20 protein-coding genes are annotated in these 19,647 nt (G+C 72.3%); 11 read left to right on the top strand and 9 right to left on the bottom strand.

Annotated elements, in window-relative coordinates; genetic code table 11:
• Positions 1-42: 42 nt before the first annotated feature.
• The 7 genes from FZN60_RS13825 to FZN60_RS13795 form a co-directional block, all read right to left on the bottom strand.
• A complete protein-coding gene (locus FZN60_RS13825; RefSeq protein WP_199266564.1) occupies positions 43-921 on the bottom strand; it encodes an urease accessory protein UreD in 879 nt (292 codons plus the stop codon).
• Positions 864-1,073 (bottom strand): hypothetical protein, encoded by a 210-nt coding sequence (locus tag FZN60_RS13820; RefSeq protein ID WP_158874070.1) that lies wholly within the window; start codon positions 1,071-1,073, stop codon positions 864-866. Before FZN60_RS13820 ends, FZN60_RS13825 begins: the two co-directional genes overlap by 58 nt.
• Before the next feature lie 165 nt (positions 1,074-1,238).
• Positions 1,239-2,048, bottom strand: a complete 810-nt coding sequence (locus FZN60_RS13815; protein WP_158874069.1) for a formylmethanofuran dehydrogenase subunit C — start codon at positions 2,046-2,048, stop codon at positions 1,239-1,241.
• On the bottom strand, positions 2,045-2,965 hold the full coding sequence (fhcD, locus tag FZN60_RS13810) for a formylmethanofuran--tetrahydromethanopterin N-formyltransferase (RefSeq protein WP_246726793.1): 921 nt from the start codon (positions 2,963-2,965) through the stop codon (positions 2,045-2,047). The genes FZN60_RS13815 and fhcD overlap by 4 nt, the downstream gene beginning before the upstream one ends.
• On the bottom strand, positions 2,953-4,590 hold the full coding sequence (locus FZN60_RS13805) for a formylmethanofuran dehydrogenase subunit A (protein ID WP_158874068.1): 1,638 nt from the start codon (positions 4,588-4,590) through the stop codon (positions 2,953-2,955). The genes fhcD and FZN60_RS13805 overlap by 13 nt, the downstream gene beginning before the upstream one ends.
• Positions 4,587-5,633, bottom strand: coding sequence for a molybdopterin-binding domain-containing protein (locus FZN60_RS13800; protein WP_158874067.1), 1,047 nt, complete (start codon positions 5,631-5,633; stop codon positions 4,587-4,589). Before FZN60_RS13800 ends, FZN60_RS13805 begins: the two co-directional genes overlap by 4 nt.
• Before the next feature lie 77 nt (positions 5,634-5,710).
• Complete coding sequence (locus FZN60_RS13795) at positions 5,711-6,079, bottom strand: 4a-hydroxytetrahydrobiopterin dehydratase (protein WP_158874066.1); 369 nt, start codon at positions 6,077-6,079, stop codon at positions 5,711-5,713.
• 70 nt (positions 6,080-6,149) lie between these two features.
• On the opposite strand from FZN60_RS13795, the gene FZN60_RS13790 reads away from it, so the two are divergent.
• The 7 genes from FZN60_RS13790 (at position 6,150) to fae (ending at position 12,738) form a co-directional block, all read left to right on the top strand.
• Entirely contained in the window at positions 6,150-7,139 is a 990-nt protein-coding gene (locus tag FZN60_RS13790) for a beta-ribofuranosylaminobenzene 5'-phosphate synthase family protein (protein WP_158874065.1), read from the top strand.
• Positions 7,140-7,193: 54 nt separating this feature from the next.
• Positions 7,194-8,090, top strand: coding sequence for a methylene-tetrahydromethanopterin dehydrogenase N-terminal domain-containing protein (locus tag FZN60_RS13785; protein ID WP_158874064.1), 897 nt, complete (start codon positions 7,194-7,196; stop codon positions 8,088-8,090).
• Positions 8,087-9,217, top strand: a complete 1,131-nt coding sequence (locus FZN60_RS13780; RefSeq protein WP_158874063.1) for an ATP-grasp domain-containing protein — start codon at positions 8,087-8,089, stop codon at positions 9,215-9,217. Before FZN60_RS13785 ends, FZN60_RS13780 begins: the two co-directional genes overlap by 4 nt.
• Positions 9,214-10,188, top strand: a complete 975-nt coding sequence (gene mch, locus FZN60_RS13775; protein WP_158874062.1) for a methenyltetrahydromethanopterin cyclohydrolase — start codon at positions 9,214-9,216, stop codon at positions 10,186-10,188. Before FZN60_RS13780 ends, mch begins: the two co-directional genes overlap by 4 nt.
• A gap of 3 nt (positions 10,189-10,191) precedes the next feature.
• The gene (locus FZN60_RS13770; RefSeq protein WP_158874061.1) at positions 10,192-11,112 is read left to right on the top strand and encodes an ATP-grasp domain-containing protein; all 921 of its coding nucleotides are present in this window, start codon (positions 10,192-10,194) and stop codon (positions 11,110-11,112) included.
• Positions 11,109-11,972 (top strand): triphosphoribosyl-dephospho-CoA synthase, encoded by an 864-nt coding sequence (locus FZN60_RS13765; protein ID WP_158874060.1) that lies wholly within the window; start codon positions 11,109-11,111, stop codon positions 11,970-11,972. Before FZN60_RS13770 ends, FZN60_RS13765 begins: the two co-directional genes overlap by 4 nt.
• Positions 11,973-12,228: 256 nt before the next feature.
• Positions 12,229-12,738, top strand: a complete 510-nt coding sequence (gene fae, locus FZN60_RS13760; RefSeq protein ID WP_158874059.1) for a formaldehyde-activating enzyme — start codon at positions 12,229-12,231, stop codon at positions 12,736-12,738.
• 160 nt (positions 12,739-12,898) lie between these two features.
• On the opposite strand, the gene FZN60_RS13755 is transcribed toward fae, so the two are convergent.
• Positions 12,899-13,927: a ligase-associated DNA damage response exonuclease gene (locus tag FZN60_RS13755; protein WP_158874141.1), complete on the bottom strand. Its 1,029-nt coding sequence runs from the start codon at positions 13,925-13,927 to the stop codon at positions 12,899-12,901.
• A gap of 79 nt (positions 13,928-14,006) precedes the next feature.
• On the opposite strand from FZN60_RS13755, the gene FZN60_RS13750 reads away from it, so the two are divergent.
• The 4 genes from FZN60_RS13750 (at position 14,007) to pdeM (ending at position 19,149) form a co-directional block, all read left to right on the top strand.
• The gene (locus FZN60_RS13750; RefSeq protein ID WP_158874058.1) at positions 14,007-14,921 is read left to right on the top strand and encodes a class I SAM-dependent DNA methyltransferase; all 915 of its coding nucleotides are present in this window, start codon (positions 14,007-14,009) and stop codon (positions 14,919-14,921) included.
• A 141-nt stretch (positions 14,922-15,062) separates the two neighbouring features.
• The gene (locus FZN60_RS13745) at positions 15,063-15,713 is read left to right on the top strand and encodes a YitT family protein (protein ID WP_422570305.1); all 651 of its coding nucleotides are present in this window, start codon (positions 15,063-15,065) and stop codon (positions 15,711-15,713) included.
• Between the two features lie 31 nt (positions 15,714-15,744).
• Positions 15,745-18,342 carry a ligase-associated DNA damage response DEXH box helicase gene (locus FZN60_RS13740; RefSeq protein WP_158874057.1) on the top strand — a complete coding sequence of 866 codons (2,598 nt, stop codon included), beginning with the start codon at positions 15,745-15,747 and terminating at the stop codon, positions 18,340-18,342.
• Positions 18,343-18,426: 84 nt separating this feature from the next.
• On the top strand, positions 18,427-19,149 hold the full coding sequence (pdeM, locus tag FZN60_RS13735; protein ID WP_158874056.1) for a ligase-associated DNA damage response endonuclease PdeM: 723 nt from the start codon (positions 18,427-18,429) through the stop codon (positions 19,147-19,149).
• Here the strand turns inward: pdeM and FZN60_RS13730 are convergent.
• Positions 19,146-19,646, bottom strand: a complete 501-nt coding sequence (locus FZN60_RS13730; protein ID WP_158874055.1) for a DUF3429 domain-containing protein — start codon at positions 19,644-19,646, stop codon at positions 19,146-19,148. The genes pdeM and FZN60_RS13730 overlap by 4 nt on opposite strands.
• Position 19,647 lies beyond the last annotated feature (1 nt).

The raw sequence follows: 19,647 nt of genomic DNA, 5'->3' as shown, positions 1-19,647 counted from the left end.
GATTATCCCCTGATGGTCGTGGGGGGCAGCGCGGCGCCGCCCTCACATCGACCATATCCGCGGAAGCGGGCCGCTGGCCAGAGCGCCGAGCAGGGGCACCAGCCGGCGCCGCAGCGCCAGCCCGTCCGCCACGGCCAGCCGCGCCACGACGAAGCCGTCGACGAGGCTCGCGCCTCCCGCCTCGCCGAGGATGCGACGCGCCGACGCGAGCCGGTCCTCCGGCGCCTCGCCTTGGTAGAGCACCGTCGCGAAGGCCCGGGCCCCACCGAGAAGCGCCGGCTCCGCCGCGATGCGGGCGATGTCGCCCTCCAGGCGCAGATCGTCCGCGAAAACGAGCCGCCCGCCGCGGCGCACGCGCCAGCGATCGCGGAACAGCCCGTCGCGCACGCTCTCGCCCATGGCCTGCCGTCCGAGAATCACGCTTTCGCACAGAAGCAGGCGGCTGGAGGCCGCCGCCTCGACCTCCAGGCTCCGGGCGATCGCTCCACCGTCGAACAGGATCGTTTCCTGAGGGAGCCAGGCAAGCGCGGCCCCCTCGCCGGCCTGCAGCCGGGCGAGAACCTGCGCCGCGCCGCCGAGCGAGCGGTAGACGCGCTCGCAGGCCTGGCTCGTCAGCGTCAGGGCCGCACCCGCCTCGACGTCGAGCTCGACGTCGATCCGGTCGCCGCCGGTGAGGCCCCCCGCCGTGTTGACGAGAACCGCCTCCATGCCCGGGCCGCTCGCGCGGGGAAAGCGCAGCTTGGCGCAGCCCGCCTGGTGCAGCCGGCGCAGCGCCGTGCGCGCGCCGACCGGCCCGACGCTCGCTCGGGCAAGCCCCGCCGCGCGCTGGAGCCGGGGAGCCGTCCGCTGGGCGACCGCTTCGCTCAGATGCCCTGGCGACGGTCCTCCGGCCAGTTGCAGGTCCAGCTCTTGACCATCCACTTCGGGTGCTCGCCCGCCCACTGCGCCACGTAGGGCGTCGACAGCATCATGCATTGGGCAAGCGATCCCCGGCTCTCGTAGATCAGCCGCTCCTCGCGGCAGGTCGTCGGGTCCGAGAGCATGCAGACCGTGAGGATGAGATCAACCACCATGCGCGTTCCTCCGCCCGCGGCCAGCGACGGCGCCCGGATCAAGCCGCGATGACAGGCAATACGCGCGAGGGGCCGCGACGGATGCAGGAGCCGCCGCTACACGCTGCCGCATGCCCGCTTGAACCGGACGCCTGATTCGAACGCGGAGAACACGCGCGGCCGTCCTCACGCCGGGACGAAGAGTTCCCCAAGGCCCAGCGCCGCCGTGTCGCCGCCGAGGCGCCGCATCGGCGCGCCGTCGAGCACCGGCTCGCCGAGCGGCCCCGCCGCGAAGGCGCGCGCCATCAGGCGGAAGATCAGGGGATCGTGGACGCCGTTGTCGAGAAACGTCGCCCCGACGCGCTCCGCCCCGCCGCCTGCCACGATCGTCCCGCGGCGCATCAGCCGCCCCGGCGTCGCGCCTGCGCGGCCCTTGACGATCAGCGTCCCGGCCACCATCCGGCTGCCGGCATCCGCGCCCGCGTTGCCGCCGACGACGATCGTGCCGCGGCGGATCCTGTCGCCGGCCCGTTTGCCGACGGAGCCGCGCACGTGCAGCGTGCCGCCGGTCATGCCCGCCATCTCGCCGGCGAGCGGTCCACCGAGGAAGTCCCCGGCATCGCCCTCGATCCGCAGGAAGCCGCCGGACATGGCCGAGCCGGCGTGAAGGCCGGCATGCCCCCGCACCTCGATCCGCCCGCCGCTCATCAGCCGCCCGACGCGCGAGCCGACCGCGCCCTCGACGAGGATCGCGCCGGACGCCAGGCCCTCGCCGATCCGGTCGAAGCGCTCCGAGCCACCGACGAAGCGAATCTCGCCGAGATCGCCCATCGCCACCGCGAAGACCTCGCCGACCGTCCGCAGCTCCCGCGTCGTGCCGATCGGCAGGGCCGCGATCTCCGCCTCGCCGAGGCCCGCAAGATGGGACGGCGTCAGGATCGACAGGTCGAGCCGCTGGTCCGGCTCGGCTCGCAGCGTGAAGGTCAGCGCGCTCACGGCAGGAGGTCCTTCAGGTGGTAGTGGTGGGGGCCGAGGTTTCCGCCGTAGTTGCCCGCACCGATCCGGCTCGCCCCCTCCCGCGGCCCGAGCTCCACCGCCGCCTTCAACCCGACGCGCATGGCGTCGGCGACCGCCGCGCTCGACAGCCCGTCCACGACGATCTCGAGAACCGAGCCGGTCTCCGGGCCCAGCGCGGATTTCGTCACGCCCTTCAGCGTCGGGCAGTAGGCATCGTTGGTGGACGCCATCATGCCCTTGTACTTGCCGCCGACCTTGGAGCCCGAGCGGACGATGCCGCCGGGAAAGGGCATGACGACGTCCGGCACGCGGCGCATCGCCTCCACCGCGGCTTCGGCCGAGCGCAGCGCCTGGGCGGCGCTGCCGCCCATGAACAGGAGATTGCCGCCCCCGACGCCGTTCGACACGTAGCCGGTCTGCGCCTCGACGAGGAACTCGCCCTCCATCACCGGCATGCGCCAGAAATGCTGGTCCTCGAACCGCTTCGAGATCTGCCAGCCGTCGGCGAAGTAACGGATGGCATTGCCGAGATCGATCCGGCCCTCGCCCGCCAAATCGGCGTAGCAGGCGGAGGACGGCGAGGTCAGCACGCATTGTCCGAGCCGCGTCGCGAGCTGGGTGGCGAGGCCCTTCTTGTCCATGGCGAAGAGGAGAACGCGCACGCCCGGTCGCCCGTCCCGCGTTTCCTGAGGCGACAGCTCGCGGTCGATCCCCGCCTCGCAGCCGCAGGCGATCACCGAGGTCGCGAAGCCCGTCATCGCGCGGGCCGCCTCCAGCGCCCATTTCGGCGAAACGGCGGTGATCTGCATCGCCGTCCCGTGCATCGGGAAGGCCTCGGCGAAGCCGTCGTCGATGACGACGCCGTTGATCGTGGCCGCCGTCGTCATCGCGTCCATGCCACCGCCTCGAAGCGCTGCTCGCCGTCCGCGACGGCCCCGTCCGGCACGGCGAACCAGCGGGCGGGCAGGCCGTAGCTCTCCTCGTAGAAGCGATCGAGCCGCGCGCCCATCGCCTTGTCCTGCCGGGGCGCGAGCGAGAGCGTGCGCCCGCGCGGCCGCGCGACGATCTCGCCGTCCTGAACCACCAGTGTCCCGTCCTTGAAGACATAGGCCGCCCGCCCGAACATCGCGGCAAGATCCGCCCCCGGACGGTAGACCGAGACGTCGGCGACCGCCCCAGCCGAGAGCCGTCCGCGCTCGGGCAGTCCGAGGAGAAGGGCGGGCGCCGCACGGGTCATCGTCGCGATCTCGGACAAGGAATATTCCCGCGTCAGCTCGGCGAGCCGCGTTTCCTCGCGCACCGCCTTCGGCAGCGCCTCCAGCCATCGGGCGCGCAGGTCCCGGCTCATCAGGAGGGCGAAGAGGTCGGGATAGCTCGTGAAGGGCGCGCCGTTCGGGTGGTCGGTGGTGAAGAAGACCCGCATCGGGTCCTCGATCATCAGGAACAGCTCCAGCCCGATCGCCCATTGCAGCGCGTTGTGGAAGTTCGCCTGCCGGTAGTTGATCGGCACGACCCCGCCCCCGTTCGCGTCGCCGTCGACGATCACGAACTTCTTCAGGCTCGCCGTTGCCCGGCCCGCGAACTGCAACAGCTCGTCGGAGGAGACCGTCACCGTCGGCCCGAACATCACCTGCCCGATGTCGACGGTGATCTCGGGACGGGCGTTCACCATCTCGGCGAGCGCCTGGGCTTCCGAGGAGAAGCCGCGCGATCCCGCCGCCCCGTAGCCGTAGAACTGGATGTGCGCGAGGTGCATCGGCACGCCTTCGGCCGCCCGCATCGTGTCGAGCACGGCGGACACGGAGCGGCCAGGCACCCCGAGATTGTTGCAGTGGACGTGGAGCGGATGCGGCACGCCGAGCGCGTCCACCGCCCGCTGCAGGGTCTTCACGATCTGGCGCGAGGTCACGCCGTAGGAGGGCACCTCGTCGTCGAGCGAGAAGGCGCGGGCATTGTCCTTGAAGGCCGCCGAGCCCCCGGCATTGATGCATTTGACGCCGAGCGCCTTCGTGGCCGAGGCGGTCCAGGCGACGTAGTCCTCGATCATCCCGGCCGAGGCCCCGTCGCGGATCATCGAGAGCAGCATGTCGTCGTTGCCGAGAACGACAAGCGTCGCCTTGTCGATGATCGGGATGTCGGCGAGTTCGAGATGGGCGTGGAGCGCCGCGGACGGCCCCATGGCCGGCTCGACCACGGTGGTGAAACCCATGCGGGCGTAGCCCGTGCCGGTCTCCTCCGTGGTCCAGCCCGTGCGCGACAGCGCCGTCGCCTTCGGCCGGGCGGCGAAGGCGCGGTGGCTTTCGGGCAGCAGCAGACGCGCCGTGTTCACGTGGCCGCCGGCGATGTGGCTGTGGATGTCGATCCCGCCCGCCATGACCACGAGCCCGGTGCAGTCGACGACCTCGGCTCCAGCCGGCGCCCGTTCCGCGATGCGCCCGTCGACCACCGCGACGTCACCGATGGAGTCGCGCCCGCTCGCGGGATCGACCACGCGCCCGTTCTTCAGGATCGTCGCGCTCATGCCATCACGCTCCCGAGCCGCTCGGCGAGCGCTGCCAGGATGCCGGCGGTCCCGTCCGCGCCGCGCTCCTCGGCGACGAAACCGGCGAAGCGCGGCTCCCAGACCACCCGACCGCCGGGGGCTCCGTCCGGCGCGAAGGCGATGCGAGGCGGGTTCGTCCAGTCGCCGTCGCCGCCGATCCGGATCACCGGCAGGCGGCCGGACCAGTCCGGCTCGAAGGAAGCCGATCCGCCGACATGCAGCGCCAGCGTCGCCTCGCCGCTCGCGACCCGCCGAGCCGCCGCGTTCAGCACCGGCTCGAATTCGGGAAAGCCGCGGCCGAAGGCGGTGCGCAGGGGAAAGCCGGTCCGCCAGGTCGCGACCTGCGCCGCGGCGAAGGCGCCGCCCGCCCCGCCCTGAACCGGCAGGCAGGCGAAGCGCGTCCGCCGGTTGAGGTCCTCAACCAGCCCGCAGAGAAGCTCGACGTCGAGCGCGTCGAAGGCGGACGGTGCGAAGACGACGCAGCCGAAAGCCGCCCCATCGAGGAAGGCCGCGGCCTCCTCGACGCGGGCGTCCGACAGCGGCGCGTCCCGATGCCGCCGCCCGTTGAGGCCGGCCCGGAGCTGCGCGAGCCCGTCGCCGATCTGGTGCTCCGCCAGTTCGAAGGCGCCGGCGCCGCCGAGATGCAGCACCTCGCGCGCTCGCCCCGCGCCGCGGCCGAGATCCGGCCCATCACGCTCGAACAGCCAGTCCCGCAGGTTCTCGGCGCCCGCGAAGGGATCGGCGCCGACGAGCAGCCAGCGGTCGGCACGGCGGCGCATCTCGGCCGGCGCGCCCAGCATGATGCCGGCCTCGCGCAATGCGGAGAGCATCGAGGACGTCGCCTCGAAGCCGTCGTGATCGACGATCCCGCCGACGATCTCGCCGAGCTGCAGGAGGGCGCGCACCGTCTCGACGTCGGCCGCCGCGCCCGTCAGGACCGTCAGCCGACTTTCGCTGAGGAGCCGCGCCGCCGCGTCCAGCGCTTCGCGCTCGTCCGCCGCCCGCCCCTCGATCCATGCCATTCCCAAGAGGTCCCCCTCCCGTGCCCGACGCCGAGCCTAATCCTCGCCGCCGGGGATGGGAAGGGCGCCGTCCGACCTCACTTGTCGTACTTGATGTAGGCGAAGCGCGGATCGTCCGGCGTGCCGGTCAGCGGCCCGCCCTCCCGGCCGGGCTGCCAGGTCACGACCTCCTCGATCTTCTTGGCCAGCGCGAAGTCGAGGTCGGTCACGCCCTTGGCGGCGTGGTTCATCAGGCGCACCTCGACCCAGGCGTAGGACGCCGTGATGTCGGGGTGGTGGAAGGCGGCCTCGGCAAGGTGCCCGACGGTGTTGATCACCATCAGCGTGCCCTTCCAGGAATGGGTCTTGTAGGTGCGGCGGATCCAGCCGTCCTCCAGCCGCCAGGTCGGCAGCTCGGCCTTCAGCCGCTCCTCGATCTCGGCGTCGGAATAGGTGCGCGCGGCCATGCTGTTCTCCCTTGCTCCACGGCTCAGGGCGGCGATAATAGCGCCCGGGCACGGCATGGACACGGGAATGATGGTGACGGAACAGGTCGTCCGCGTCCGCGCGCCCGCGCGTCTTCATCTCGGCTTCCTCGATCCCGGGGGCCGGGGCGCCCGCCGCTTCGGCGGCATCGGCCTTGCCCTCGACGCGCCCGCCACCAGCCTCACGCTGCGCCGCGCGCCCGCCTTCTCGGCGGAGGGTGCGGAACGCGCGCGACTCGCCCGCCTCCTGCCCGAGGCGGCGGCCGCCCTCGGACTGCCCGGCGCCTTCGCGGTCCATGCTTCCGAGGCGATTCCCGCCCATGCCGGCCTCGGCTCCGGCACGCAGCTCGCCCTCGCCCTCGCCGCCGGCCTTCGCACCCTCGCCGGACTGCCGCTCGACGTCGGCGGCGATGCCGTGCGCCTGGGGCGCGGCGCGCGCTCGGGCGTCGGCGCGGCCTTCTTCACGGGTGGCGGCGTCGTCGTCGACGGCGGCCGGAACGAGGGCCGGGACCGGCCCGCGCCGGTCGTCGCGCAGCTCCCCTTCCCCGAGGCCTGGCGCGTTCTTCTGATCCTTCAGCCGTCCGCCGCCGGCTTCCACGGCGCCGACGAACTCGCGGCCTTCGCCGCCCTTCCGCCGTTTCCGCGCGAGGCCACGGCCGAGAACTGCCGCCTCGTCCTGATGCAGGCGCTGCCCGCGCTCGCCGAGCGCGACGTCGCCGGCTTCGGCGACGCCGTCGAGACGATCCAGACCGCCGTCGGAACCCATTTCGCGCCGGCGCAGGGCGGCGTCTTCGCGAGTCCCGCCGTCGCCCGCCTCGCGGCCCGGCTGAAGAGCCTCGGCGCCCGCGGCGTCGGCCAGAGTTCCTGGGGCCCGACCGGCTTCGCCTTCGCCGGAAGCGAGGCGGAGGCCGCGCGCATCGTCGAGGCGGCCGGCGGCCAGGCGCGCGACGAGGGTCTCGTCCTCGCGGTCGCGCGCGGCCGCAACGAGGGCGCGACGATCGAGGCGCCGCCCGCCGGCGCCCGTCTCGCCCGCGCCGTCTGAGTTCCGCCGCTTCGGCACCCCGCGACCGTTTCTCTTGGGAGAGGAGACCCGTCCATGGCGAAGAAGAACATCCTGCACATGCTGACCCCCCACAAGCATGTCAGCCCCTTCGACGTGAACATGGCGCTCGACGCCGGCTACGACGCGGTGCTCCCCTACGAAGGGGTCGGGCTCGACGAGGTCGCCGACCTCGTCCAGGACGTCATCTTCTCGCGCCCGCCCGATCACGGCACGGCCTCGGCCGTGTTCTTCGGCGGCGACGACGCCGTGCTGGCGCTCGACATGATCGAGGCGGCGAAGCAGGCGCTGGTGCCGCCCTTCGGCACCAACATCGTCGCCGATCCCGCGGGATCCTTCACCACCGCCGCGGCCATGGTCGCCTGCGCCGAAAAGGTCTTGAAGACGAAGGCCGGGCGCGACCTGAAGGGCGCGCGCGTCGCCGTGTTCGGGGCGACGGGCGTCGTCGGCTACTGCGCGGCGGTGATCGCCGCCCTCGAAGGCGCCGAGGTCACGCTGGTCGGCCACAGCGGCGTGCCGCGCGTTCAGAAGCGCGCCGACGAGATGAAGAGCCGCTTCGGCGTGGCGGTCGCCGCCGCGGACGGCTCCAGCGACGAGGCCAAGCGCGCGGTGCTCGCCGAAGCGCAGCTCGTCTTCGCCGCCGCCAAGGCCGGCATCCGCGTCCTCTCGGCCGAGCAGGTCGCAGGCGCCGCGAACCTCCTCGTCGCGGCCGACGTCAACGCCGTGCCGCCCGCCGGCATCGAGGGCATCGACGTCTTCGACATGGGCAAGCCGATCGGCGGAAGCGCCGCCCTCGGCATCGGCGCGCTCGCCATCGGCAACGTCAAGTACGGCACCGAATCCGGCCTCTTCAAGCGGATGATCGAGGCCGAGAACCCGCTCGTCCTCGACTTTCGCGACGCCTTCGCGCTTGCCCGGACGCTTGTTCCGTGAGCGGCGCCGGCGTCCGCCCGACGATCCTCGTCGCCGCCTTTTCCGCGCGTCAGATGGCGGAAAGCGCGCGCCGCGCCGGCCTCGACGCGCTCGCCGTCGACTTCTTCGGAGACCTCGATCTTCACGACACCGCCCGCGCCGCCCGGACGCTGCGCGGCCATTATCCCGACGGCTTCTCCGCCGACGAGCTGATGGCGGCGCTGGACGAGCTCGCGGGCTCCGCGACCATCCTCGGCTTCGCCCACGGCGCCGGCTTCGAGGATCGGCCCGAGCTTCTCGACCGCATCGCGGCGCGCTGGCCGATCCTCGGCGCCGACGCCGCGATGCTGCGGGTCCTGAAGGACCCCGAGCGCTTCGCCGCGCTCTGCGCGGCGGCCGGCGTTGATCATCCAGCCATCCGCCGCGACGCCCCGCCTGATTCGGCCGGCTGGCTGTCCAAGGCGGTTGGCGGTGCCGGCGGCAGCCACGTCCGGCACGTGGCCGACGCCCCGCCGGAGCCCGGCCGCTACCACCAACGCCTCGTGCCCGGCCCCCGGTGGTCCGCCGCCTTTCTCGGCACGCCGGCGGGCGAGACGCGCATACTCGGCTTCACCCGGCAATGGTGCGACCCCTCGCCCGAGGAGCCCTTTCGCTACGGCGGCGCGGTCGGCCCGCTCGTCTCCCCCGAGCCGGCGGGCGCCCTCATGCGCGCGGCCATCGCCCGCTTCGCCCGCACTCTCCCGCTGGTCGGCCTTGGCAGCGCCGACTTCGTTCTCGCCGAGGACGGGCCGGTGCTCCTGGAGATCAACCAGCGCTTCGGCGCCACGGTCGACGTCTTCGACACCGAGGCGGCGCCGCTGATGGCGCTGCACCTTGCCGCCTGCCGCGGGGAGCTTCCCGCCTTCTGGACGCCGCCCGGAGCGATCCGCGCCTGCGGCCTCGCTTGGGCCGCCGAGCCGGTCAGCCTCCCGCCCGGCTTCCGCTGGCCCGACTGGACGAGCGACCGCAGCCGCCCGCCCGCCGCCTTTCCCGCCGGTGCGCCGCTCTGCACGGTGCGGGCGGAGGGCGACACCGCGGACGCGGCCGAGGCCCTGTTCCGCGACCGCACCCGATCCATCCTTCATTCGGCATCGAGGAGAGCCGCATGAGCCGAACCCATCATCTCAGCGTGAACAAGGGCGCCGCCCGCATCGTCGACCACATGAAGCGTTGCGCCGCCGAGCTCGGCATCGCCGTGTCCGAAGGGGCGGCCGGCGAAACGCTGATCGACTGCGGCGCCGCCTCGCCCGGCGGCATCGAGTCCGGCCGCCTCCTCGCCGAGGCCTGTCTCGGCGGCCTCGGCCACGTCTCGGTCGGCCCGTCCGCCGCCTTCCCGCGCTGGCCGTTCGGACTGACCGTGCGCTCCTCGCAGCCCGTGGTCGCCTGCCTCGGCAGCCAATATGCCGGCTGGCAGCTCGCCTCCGGCGAGGGCGAGGCGAGCTACTTCGCCATGGGATCGGGCCCGGCGCGCGCGCTCGCCGGCCTCGAGCACATCTTCGCCGACATCGGCTATGCCGACCGCTCCGACGCCGCCGTGCTCGTTCTCGAGACCGGCACGGCGCCGCCTGCCGAGCTGGTCCGCCGCGTCGCGCAGGACTGCGACGTCGATCCCGCCGACCTCACGATCCTGTTCGCCCCGACCCAGAGCCTCGCCGGCACGGTGCAGATCGTCGGCCGCATCGTGGAAGTCGCCCTCCACAAGGCGCACACCCTCCACTTCGACCTTGCCCGGATCCGCGAAGGAGTAGGCACGGCGCCCCTTCCCCCGCCCCATCCGGACTTCGTCACCGCCATGGGCCGCACCAACGACGCCGTGATCTACGGCGGCGAGGTCGTCCTCTACGTGTCCGGCCCGGCCGCCGACGCGCGGGCTCTCGCGGAAGGTCTGCCGAGCAGCACCTGCGCCGATCACGGCCGCCCCTTCGCCGAGATCTTCCGCGCCTACGAGGGCGACTTCTACAAGATCGACGCCTCGCTGTTCTCGCCCGCGGCCGTGTCCGTTGTCGCGCTGGAAACCGGCGAGACCTTCCGCGGCGGCCGGCTGGAGCCCGCCCTCGTCGACGCCTCCTTCGGAGCCTGAAGCTTGGGCACCCGCCCCCGCATCGCGCTCGTTTCGGCCGACAGCGACAGTCACGAGCGCCAGCTCCTCGCCGCCTTCGCCGATCTCGGCGCGGAGGCGAGGCCCGTGCGCCTCGCCGCCATCGCCTTCGACACCGGCTCGCCGCTCGGCGTCCGCATTCCCGGCTTCGAGGACGCGGCGCCCGACGCCGTGCTCGTGCGCACGATGGACGGCGGCAGCTTCGAGGCGGTGACGCGCCGGCTCGGCGCCCTTCACGCCCTCGAAGCGCGCGGCCTCCTCGTGTCCAACGCGGCCCGGGCGATCGAGATCTGCGTCGACAAGTCGGCGACGAGCGAGCGCCTCGCGCAGGCCGGCCTGCCGACCCCCCGCGCCTGGTGCGTCGAGAGCCTCGACGAGGCCCGCCGCATCGCGGCCGCAGACGGTGGCCCCCTCGTCCTGAAGCCGCTCTTCGGCGCGCAGGGCAAGGGTCTGCGCCTCGTCCGCGGGCCCGGCGACCTGCCTGAACCCGCCGCCGTGAAGGGCGCCTACTACCTCCAGCGCTTCCACGACCACGGGCGAAACGGCCGCTACGCGGACTTTCGCTACCTCGTCTCGAACGGCGCCCTCGTCGCCGCGATGCGCCGCGAAGCGCCGGACTGGATCACCAACGTCCACCGGGGCGGCACGCCGCTGCCCGCGCCCGCCGATCCCGAGCTCGAAACCCTCGCCATCGCCGCCGCCCGCGCGGTCGGCGCGGATTTCGCCGGGGTCGACCTCCTGCGGGACGCGAGCGGCCGCGCCCTCGTGATCGAGGTCAACTCCATGCCCGCCTGGACGGGCCTCAGGCGCGCGAGCGGCGTCGACGTCGCCCGCCGCCGCGCCGAAGACCTCCTCGCCCGCCTCGCCGAGCGCCGGACCCTCGCGCCGGCCCAGGCGGCCGAATGACGGAAAGGCGCATCGCCGAGGCCTTTGTCGCCGCCTGCCGGGCTGAGATCGAGGCGCCCAAGCCCGGAAACGTCCACCGCTTCGCGCCCGGCCACGGCATGACGGTCGCGACCTTCGAGGCCGCCGCCGCGGCTGCCGGCCCCCACGTCGCGGCACCGGGCGCGCGCCTCGGTTCCCGCATCCTCGGCGCCGTCCAGGCCAGCCTCGATGCGGTCGGCGTCAACGCCAATCTCGGCATTCTCCTTCTCTGCGCGCCCCTCGCCATGGCCGCCGAGATGTCGCCGGACGACCTCAGGGCCGGCGTCGAACCGGTGCTCGCGGGGCTCGACGCGGCGGACGCCGCCGACGTCTTCGCGGCCATCGCTCTCGCCTCGCCCGGCGGCCTCGGCGCCGCGCCCGAGGCGGACGTGCGCGCGCCTCCCGCGATCCCTCTCGTCGAGGCCATGCGCCTCGCCGCCCACCGCGACCTCGTCGCCCGGCAATATGCCGAGGGTTTCGCCGACATCTTCGGCACGGGCCTCGACGCCCTCGCCGCAGGTCCCAGCGGGCCGGAGCCCTGGCGGCCCGCGACCGACGTCTTCCTCGCCTTCGCGAGCCGCTATCCGGACAGCCATGTCGCCCGCAAGTTCGGCCCGGTCGCCGCCGAAGCGGTGCGCGAGCGGATCGCCGCGCTTCGCGCGCGAATCGCCGGCAAGCCGGAGCGCGAGGCTCTCGCGGCCCTTCTGGCGCTCGACGCGGCGCTGAAGGCCGAGGGCCTGAACCCGGGAACCAGCGCCGATCTCACCGTCGCGGCGCTTTTCGCCCATTATCTCGGCGCCGGCCGTTCGGCTCACTTGCGGAACCGGTGCGCCGATGGTTGACTGTCCGCCATCGGGGCCTCGCAAAGGCCCCGCTGCTATCTGGCCAACCGGTCCCGCTTCCAAGGGATGCCGCCAACAAGGGTAGCCGTCAGTCGGGCGCGATGCACGTCCGGCGTTCGGGGAGAAGGGCCTGATCGCGGCGGCGCATTCCTGTTGCACGGCCGCGCCCGCTCGCCTCGTCCGAACCCGATCGATCGAAACATCCCCGCCCCGGGAGAGGGCGGGCTCGTCTCGGAACAAGAACGGAGGATATTCCATGGCGACAATCAACAAGGTGATGGTCGGCGAGTCGCTCGTCGGCGACGGCAACGAGGTCGCGCACATCGACCTGATCATCGGCCCGCGCGGTTCGGCGGCCGAGGCGGCCTTCTGCAATTCGCTGACCAACAACAAGGACGGCTTCACCACCCTCCTCGCCGTGGTCGCGCCGAACCTGCCCTGCAAGCCCAACACGGTGATGTTCAACAAGGTCACCATCAAGGGCGCCAAGCAGGCGGTCCAGATGTTCGGCCCCGCCCAGACGGCCGTCGCGCGCGCCGTCGCCGACGCCGTGGAGAAGGGCGTCATCCCCGCCGCCGAGGCCGACGACCTGTTCATCTGCGTGGGCGTCTTCATCCACTGGGAAGCCGAGGACGACGCCAAGATCCGCGACTACAACTACCAGGCCACCTACGAGGCCCTGGAGCGCGCGATCAAGGGCACGCCGACCGCCGCGGAAGTCGTTGCCAAGAAGGGCTCCGTCGCCCACCCCTTCGCCGGCGCCTAGACACGAAACCATCCCGGGGAGGACGAGAAGCCGGCGATGCCCGCTGGCCTTCTCCGGCGATTGGCCGCCAAGTTCGGCTTCCAGTAGGACGCCGCCGCATCGAGCGGGAAAGGGGCTCCGGCCCCTTTTTCGCGTTTTCGGGCTCCCGCTGCTCTGCGCTTCATTCCGCCTCGTCCTCGTATCCCACGAGATGCAGCGGCCGGGCCCGGATCTGGCGCAAGCCGCACCAGCGCACCAGCGCTTCCTCGCGCCCGTGCGTCACCCAGACCTCCTGCGGGCCGATCTCCAGGATCGTCTCGATCAGCTCGTCCCAGTCGCAATGGTCCGACACCACCAGCGGCAGCTCGACGCCGCGCTGGCGGGCCCGCTGGCGCACGCGCATCCAGCCTGACGCGAAGCACGAGACCGGGTCGGGAAAGCGCCGCGCCCACTTGTCGGCGAAGGCGGACGGGGGCCCCACGACGATGGCGCCGGCGAAGGCGCTCTTCGCCTCGCCTTCCTCCGCCTTGCCCCTGGCGATCGTCGCGGGCCGCAACTCGCCGAGGTCGATGCCCTCGCTCTCGTAATAGTCGCAGAGCTTCTTCAGGGCGCCGTGGATGTAGATCGGCCGGTCGTAGCCTTCCTCGCGCAGGTGCGCGATCACCCGCTGCGCCTTGCCGAGCGCGTAGGCGCCGACGAGGTGGGCGCGCTCGGGAAACTGCTTCACCGAGCGGATGAGCTTCTGCACCTCCTCGTGCGTCGCCGGATGGCGGAAGACGGGCAGCGCGAAGGTCGCCTCGGTGATGAAGACGTCGCAGGGCACCGGCTCGAAGCCTTCCGCCGTCGGGTCGCGTCGGCGCTTGTAGTCGCCGCTCGCGACGATCCGCACGTCGCCCTTCTCGACGAGGATCTGCGCCGAGCCCAGCACATGCCCCGCCGGGTGGAAGCTCACCGTCACGCCGTTGATCGAGATCCGCTCGCCCCATTCGGCGACCTGCCTTTCCCTCGCGAAGTCCGCGCCGTAGCGGATGCCCATGATGTCGAGCGTCCGGCGCGTGGCGAGCACCTTCTCGTTGCCGGGCCGCGCGTGGTCGGCGTGCCCATGGGTGACGAGGGCGCGCTCCACCGGCCGAACGGGGTCGATGAAGAAGTCGCCGGGCGGGCAGTAGAGGCCCTTGGGGGTCGGACGGAGAAGGTCTTCGAAGCGCATGGGCGTGAAGATAGGCTTGTCCGCCGCGCCCCCAAGGCGCATGGGAGCGGCACGTTCCCGCAGCCGAGCCGCCCGTTCCATGCCCGCCGACAGCCACCGCCCCGACGACCCCCTCGCCGACCGCCGCGCGGCTTACGCGGAAGGGCTCGCGGCGGAGGGCGACTTCGCGGCAGCCGCCGACCTGATGCGCCAGGCGATCGACATCGCGCCCGGCTGGCATGCCGGCCGGATGCGCCTCGGCGAGTGGCTGGAGCGCTCCGGCGAGCGGGACGCGGCGGCGTCCGAGTACGAGACCGTTCTGGCCGCCCACCCTGCCGACGCTTACGGCGCCGGCCTCAAGCTCGCCGCCCTGGGCTATCGCGAGGCCCCCGCCGCACCGCCGCCCGCCTTCGTCGCCGGGCTCTTCGACCAGTATGCCGGTCGCTTCGAGGACTCGCTCGTCGGCAAGCTCGGCTACCGCGCCCCCGACCTCCTCCTCGACGCCATCCGCGCCGCTCGACCCGACGCGCGCTTTGCCGCCGCGCTCGACCTCGGCTGCGGCACCGGCCTCATGGGCGAGCGCCTGCGCCCACTCTGCACCCGCCTCGTCGGCGTCGACCTGTCCGCCGGCATGCTGGCCGAGGCGCGCCGCAAGGCGATCTACGACGCCCTCCATCTCGGCGACATCGCCGAGCCGATCGCGCACGAGCCCGGCCCCTTCGACCTCGTCGCCGCGGCGGACGTCCTCACCTATCTCGGCGACCTCGCGCCCGTTCTCGCCCGCGCGAGCTCCCTTCTCGCGCCCGCCGGCCTCTTCGCCTGCACCGTGGAGGCCTCGGCCGGAACCGAGTCCTTCGAGCTCCGACCCTCGCTCCGCTACGCCCACGCGCCCGCCCGCCTTGCCGAACGGGCGGCCGAACGGGGGCTCCGCCTCCTGTCCGACGTCCGCGAGACCCTGCGCCGCGACCGGGGGGAGCCCGTCGGCGGCGCCGTCATGCTCTTCGCCAAGGCATAGCAGCCCCCGCGAAGTCGCGCTTGCGCGGCCTTCGCCCCGCGATATCATCTTCGCATCTGCGAGAAGGACGAAGCATTGGTGTCGATCAGCACCGAGGATGCCGCGCGGGCCACGCCCGTCGCCGGGCCGGACGCCAGCGAAGTGGCGGACCTGCGCGCCACGCGCCGCGCCCACCGGTTCGGCAACTGGGCCGCGACCGCCACGCGCCACAGCCCCTGGGAAGACGCGCTCGGCGTCGTCGCGGGCGTGACGCTGACCGCCGTCGGCATCGCGATCCTGGGCTCGCTCGGCTTCCTCACCGGCGGCATGGCCGGCCTCGCCTTCGTCGCCCACTACCTCACCGGCTGGAATTTCGGCCTCGTCTTCTTTGTCCTGAACCTGCCCTTCTACGCCCTCGCGATCGGCCGCATGGGCCGGGCCTTCACGATCAAGACCGCCTTCGCGGTCGCCCTCCTCTCGCTGATGACGGGCCTGTCCGCCGACCTTTTGCGCCTCGCCTATATCGACCCGCTTTTCGGGGCATGCCTCGGCGGCCTGCTTCTCGGGTTCGGCCTCCTCGCCCTTTTCCGCCACCGGGCCTCGGCGGGCGGCGTCGGCATCCTCGCGATCTTTCTCCAGGACAAGTTCGGCTGGCGCGCCGGCCTGACCCAGCTCGCCGTCGACATGGTCGTCCTCGTCACCGCCTTCGCCGCCGTCTCGCCCCGCGCGGTCGCTTATTCCGTGCTCGGCGCGCTCGTCCTCAACCTTTTCCTGGCCATCAACCACCGCACCGACCGCTACCTCGCGGCTTGAGGGACGCACCCTCGCGACTTACTTCTCCTGCGTGAACGTCCTCGACCGCCCCCCTTCTCCGGCGACCGCCTCCGACATCCTGCCGCCGCGCTTTCGGGCCTGGTTCGAGGCGAAGGGTTGGGCGCCACGCGACCACCAGCTCGACCTCCTGGCCCGAGCCGAGGCCGGGCGCTCCGTTCTCCTCATCGCGCCGACGGGAGCGGGCAAGACGCTCGCCGGTTTCCTGCCCTCGCTCGTCTCGCTCGCGCGCCGCAAGCGCGCCGCCCCAGGCACGCGCCCGCGCGGCGTCCACACGCTCTATGTCTCGCCGCTCAAAGCCCTTGCCGCCGATATCGAGCGCAACCTGCAGACGCCCGTCGACGGCATCGGCCTGAAGATATCAGTCGAGACCCGCACCGGCGACACGTCCCAGGTTCGCCGCCAGCGCCAGAAGCTCAAACCCCCGGACATCCTGCTCACGACCCCCGAGCAGCTCGCGCTCCTCATCGCCGCCAAGGACGCGCGCGACTTCTTCGCCGATCTCGAAACCGTCGTCTTCGACGAGCTGCACTCGCTCGTCGCGTCCAAGCGCGGGCACCTCCTCGCGCTCGGTCTCGCGCGCCTGCGCCGCCTCGCGCCGGGCCTGAAGACCGTCGGCCTCTCCGCGACCGTGTCCGACCCGGACGAGCTGCGCGCCTGGCTGGTGCCGCAGGTCTCGATGGCCGAGACGGAGGAGGCCGACGAACACGGCGAACTCGTCCAGCCGCTCTCCGACCTCATCACCGTCGAGGGCGGCGCCAAGCCCGACATCTCGATCCTGGCATCGGAAGCGCGCGTGCCCTGGCAGGGCCACATGGCGCGCTACGCCATGCCCGAGATCTACGAGGCGATCAAAGCGCACAAGACGACGCTGCTCTTCGTCAACACGCGCTCCCAGGCCGAACTCCTGTTCCAGGAGCTGTGGCGGATCAACGAGGACACGCTGCCGATCGCGCTCCACCACGGCTCGCTCGATCTTGGCCAACGAAAGCGCGTCGAGGCGGCGATGTCGAGGAACGAGCTGCGCGCGGTGGTCGCGACCTCGACGCTGGACCTCGGCATCGACTGGGGCGACGTCGACCTCGTCGTCCATGTCGGCGCGCCCAAGGGCGCCTCGCGGCTCGCGCAGCGCATCGGGCGCGCCAACCACCGCATGGACGAGCCCTCCAAGGCGATCCTCGTCCCCGCCAACCGCTTCGAGGTCATGGAGTGCCAGGTGGCGCTCGACGCCAACTATCTCGGCCACCAGGACTCGCCGCCGATGCGGGCGGGTTGCCTCGACGTCCTCGCCCAGCACGTCCTCGGCATGGCGGTGGCCGAGCCCTTCCGCGCCGACGACCTCTTCGCGGAGGTGTGCACGGCGCTCCCTTATCGCGACCTCGACCGGCCGACCTTCGACCAGGTGATCGACTTCGTCGCGACCGGCGGCTACGCGCTGCGGGTCTACGAGCAATACGCCAAGATCCGTCTCACCGAGGACGGCACCTGGCGCGTGACCCATCCGCGGATTGCGCAGAACTACCGGATGAACGCCGGCACGATCATCGAATCGGAAACCCTGTCCGTGCGCCTCATCCGCCGTAAGACGACGTCGGCGATCAAGCGCGGCGGGCCGGTGCTCGGCAAGATCGAGGAGAACTTCCTCGAAACGCTGTCGCCCGGCGACACCTTCCTCTTCGCGGGACAGGTTCTCGCCTTCCAGGGCATCCACGAGATGGAATGCCTCGTCACCAAGACGCAGGACGACGAGGCGAAGGTCCCCTATTACGGCGGCTCGAAGTTCCCGCTGACCACCTACCTCGCCGCCCAGGTGCGCGCGATGCTCGCCGATCCCGCGCGCTGGGGCGCGCTGCCGGATCAGGTGCGCGACTGGCTCGCCATCCAGAGCCGCAAGTCCGCGATCCCCGGCGCGGACGAGCTCCTCATCGAGACCTTCCCGGTCGGCAACCGCTTCTTCATGGTGGCCTATCCCTTCGAGGGCCGCCTCGCCCACCAGACGCTCGGCATGCTGCTGACGCGCCGCCTGGAGCGCGCGGGCGCCAAGCCCCTCGGCTTCGTCGCGACGGACTACGCGCTGTCGATCTGGGGCCGAGGCGACATGGGCGCGATGATCGCGAGCGATCGCATCTCGCTCGACGCGCTGTTCGACGAGGACATGCTCGGCGACGACCTGGAAGCCTGGATGGCGGATTCCTGGATGCTGAAGCGCTCCTTCCGCCAGTGCGCCGTGATCGCCGGCTTGGTGCCGAAGCGCTTTCCCGGCCAGGAAAAGACCGGCCGGCAGGTCACGGTCTCCTCCGACCTCGTCTACGACGTGCTGCGCGCCCACGAGCCCGACCACGTCCTCCTGAAAGCGACCTGGGCGGATGCGGCGACGGGCCTCCTCGACGTCGCGCGCGTGTCCGACCTCCTCGCCCGCATCCGCCACCACATCCGCCACCAGGACCTGGAGGAGATCTCCCCCCTCGCCGTCCCGATCATGCTGGAGGCCGGGCGCGAGCGCATCGACGGCGAAGGCTCGGACGAGCTCCTGTCGGTCGCAGCCGAAGCCGCTCTGGTGGAGAAGGCGCTGAGCGAAAAGAACAAGTTCTACTCGACCAAATGGACGTGAGCCTGCGGCCCTCCGCCGCCTTGCGGTCGCCATGAATCCGCGATTCCGGTAGAGCGAACAAAAGCGGAATCAGAACGGACGGGCATGAGCGGCTTGCGGCGGCGCTTCCTCGCGGCGGAGAAGACTTGCGTGGACACGGAGATCAACGGCGAGACGGTGCGGCTCGACCCGTCGGGCGTGCTCTACGCCCCCGACCAGGGCCTCCTCGTCGTGTCCGACCTGCACCTGGAAAAGGGCGCGGCCTTCGCTCGCCGGGGCGCGCTGCTGCCGCCCTATGACACCCTGGCGACGCTGCAGCTCCTCAAAGCCGCCGTGGAGCGCCATGCCCCGCGCGCCGTCCTGTGCCTGGGCGACAGCTTCCACGACCGCCGCGGCGCCGCGCTGATGCCGCCGGTCTTCCTGGAGATGCTGGCCGACCTCATGCGCAACCGCGCCTGGATCTGGATCGCCGGCAACCACGATCCCGAGCCGCCGCCGCAAGGCCTCGGCGGCCAATCGTCGGCCGAAGCCGTCATCGGCCGCCTCGTCTTCCGCCACGAGCCGACGCCGGGCGCCTGCCCCGGCGAGGTCGCAGGCCACCTCCACCCCGTCGCGCGGGTCACCGGTGGCGGTCGGGGCGTTCGAGCGGCCTGCTTCGCGGGCGATGGCGAGCGCATGGTGATGCCCTCCTTCGGCGTCACCACGGGCGGGCTCAACGTCCTCGACAAGGCCTTTGCCGGCCTCTTTCAGGAGGGGGCGGCGCTGGCCCACGTCATCGGGCGCGAGCGGATCTACCCGATCCCCTTCTCGAGCCTCAGCCGCGGCTAGAAGGTCCGCGCCGCGGCGACGAGCATCGCGAGCACCGCGCCGGCGGTCAGCACCAGCCGCAGCCGGCCGAACCAGGGCGGCAGCGTGCCCCGCCGCGCGGCGGCGATGTCCCAGGCGCCTTGGCACGCGAAGACCGCAGCGAAGGCGATGAAGCTCCAGGGCGCCGGCGCGAAGAGGATCAGCCAGCCGGCGAGCGAGGGCAGCACCGAGAGAGCGAGCACGCCGCCGCCAGTTGGGTGTCCGGTCGCGATCGCCGCGCCCCAGCGGATGCCGCCGAGAAAGGCGAGGATCGTCGCGCCGTAGCCGGACAGCGCCAGCACCAGCTGCGGAAAGGCGATGAAGTCGCGGCCGGCATAAAGCAGCAGCCCCGCCATGCCGAAGAAGGGGATCAGCCCCGCGAGGCCGAGCCACCAGGCGGCGCGCTCCAGGCTCGAGCGCGGCGCATCCGGTTCCCGGAACCGCGCTTCGTCCAGGGTGCCGGTCGCGCGTGAAGCCATG

The sequence above is a fragment of the Antarcticirhabdus aurantiaca genome (genome assembly GCF_009765365.1).
Classification (GTDB): Bacteria; Pseudomonadota; Alphaproteobacteria; order Rhizobiales; family Rhizobiaceae; genus Antarcticirhabdus; species Antarcticirhabdus aurantiaca.
Note: the sequence above shows the minus strand (reverse complement) of the source record. Positions and strands in the feature narration are given on the sequence as shown.

Coding starts and splice junctions, on each gene's coding strand:
- FZN60_RS13820 (WP_158874070.1), bottom strand. CDS start 1,073: ATGGTGGTTGATCTCATCCTCACGGTCTGCATGCTCTCGGACCCGACG.
- fhcD (WP_246726793.1), bottom strand. CDS start 2,965: ATGGACGCGATGACGACGGCGGCCACGATCAACGGCGTCGTCATCGAC.
- FZN60_RS13805 (WP_158874068.1), bottom strand. CDS start 4,590: ATGAGCGCGACGATCCTGAAGAACGGGCGCGTGGTCGATCCCGCGAGC.
- FZN60_RS13800 (WP_158874067.1), bottom strand. CDS start 5,633: ATGGCATGGATCGAGGGGCGGGCGGCGGACGAGCGCGAAGCGCTGGAC.
- FZN60_RS13795 (WP_158874066.1), bottom strand. CDS start 6,079: ATGGCCGCGCGCACCTATTCCGACGCCGAGATCGAGGAGCGGCTGAAG.
- FZN60_RS13790 (WP_158874065.1), top strand. CDS start 6,150: ATGGTGACGGAACAGGTCGTCCGCGTCCGCGCGCCCGCGCGTCTTCAT.
- FZN60_RS13785 (WP_158874064.1), top strand. CDS start 7,194: ATGGCGAAGAAGAACATCCTGCACATGCTGACCCCCCACAAGCATGTC.
- mch (WP_158874062.1), top strand. CDS start 9,214: ATGAGCCGAACCCATCATCTCAGCGTGAACAAGGGCGCCGCCCGCATC.
- FZN60_RS13765 (WP_158874060.1), top strand. CDS start 11,109: ATGACGGAAAGGCGCATCGCCGAGGCCTTTGTCGCCGCCTGCCGGGCT.
- fae (WP_158874059.1), top strand. CDS start 12,229: ATGGCGACAATCAACAAGGTGATGGTCGGCGAGTCGCTCGTCGGCGAC.
- FZN60_RS13755 (WP_158874141.1), bottom strand. CDS start 13,927: ATGCGCTTCGAAGACCTTCTCCGTCCGACCCCCAAGGGCCTCTACTGC.
- FZN60_RS13750 (WP_158874058.1), top strand. CDS start 14,007: ATGCCCGCCGACAGCCACCGCCCCGACGACCCCCTCGCCGACCGCCGC.
- pdeM (WP_158874056.1), top strand. CDS start 18,427: ATGAGCGGCTTGCGGCGGCGCTTCCTCGCGGCGGAGAAGACTTGCGTG.
- FZN60_RS13730 (WP_158874055.1), bottom strand. CDS start 19,646: ATGGCTTCACGCGCGACCGGCACCCTGGACGAAGCGCGGTTCCGGGAA.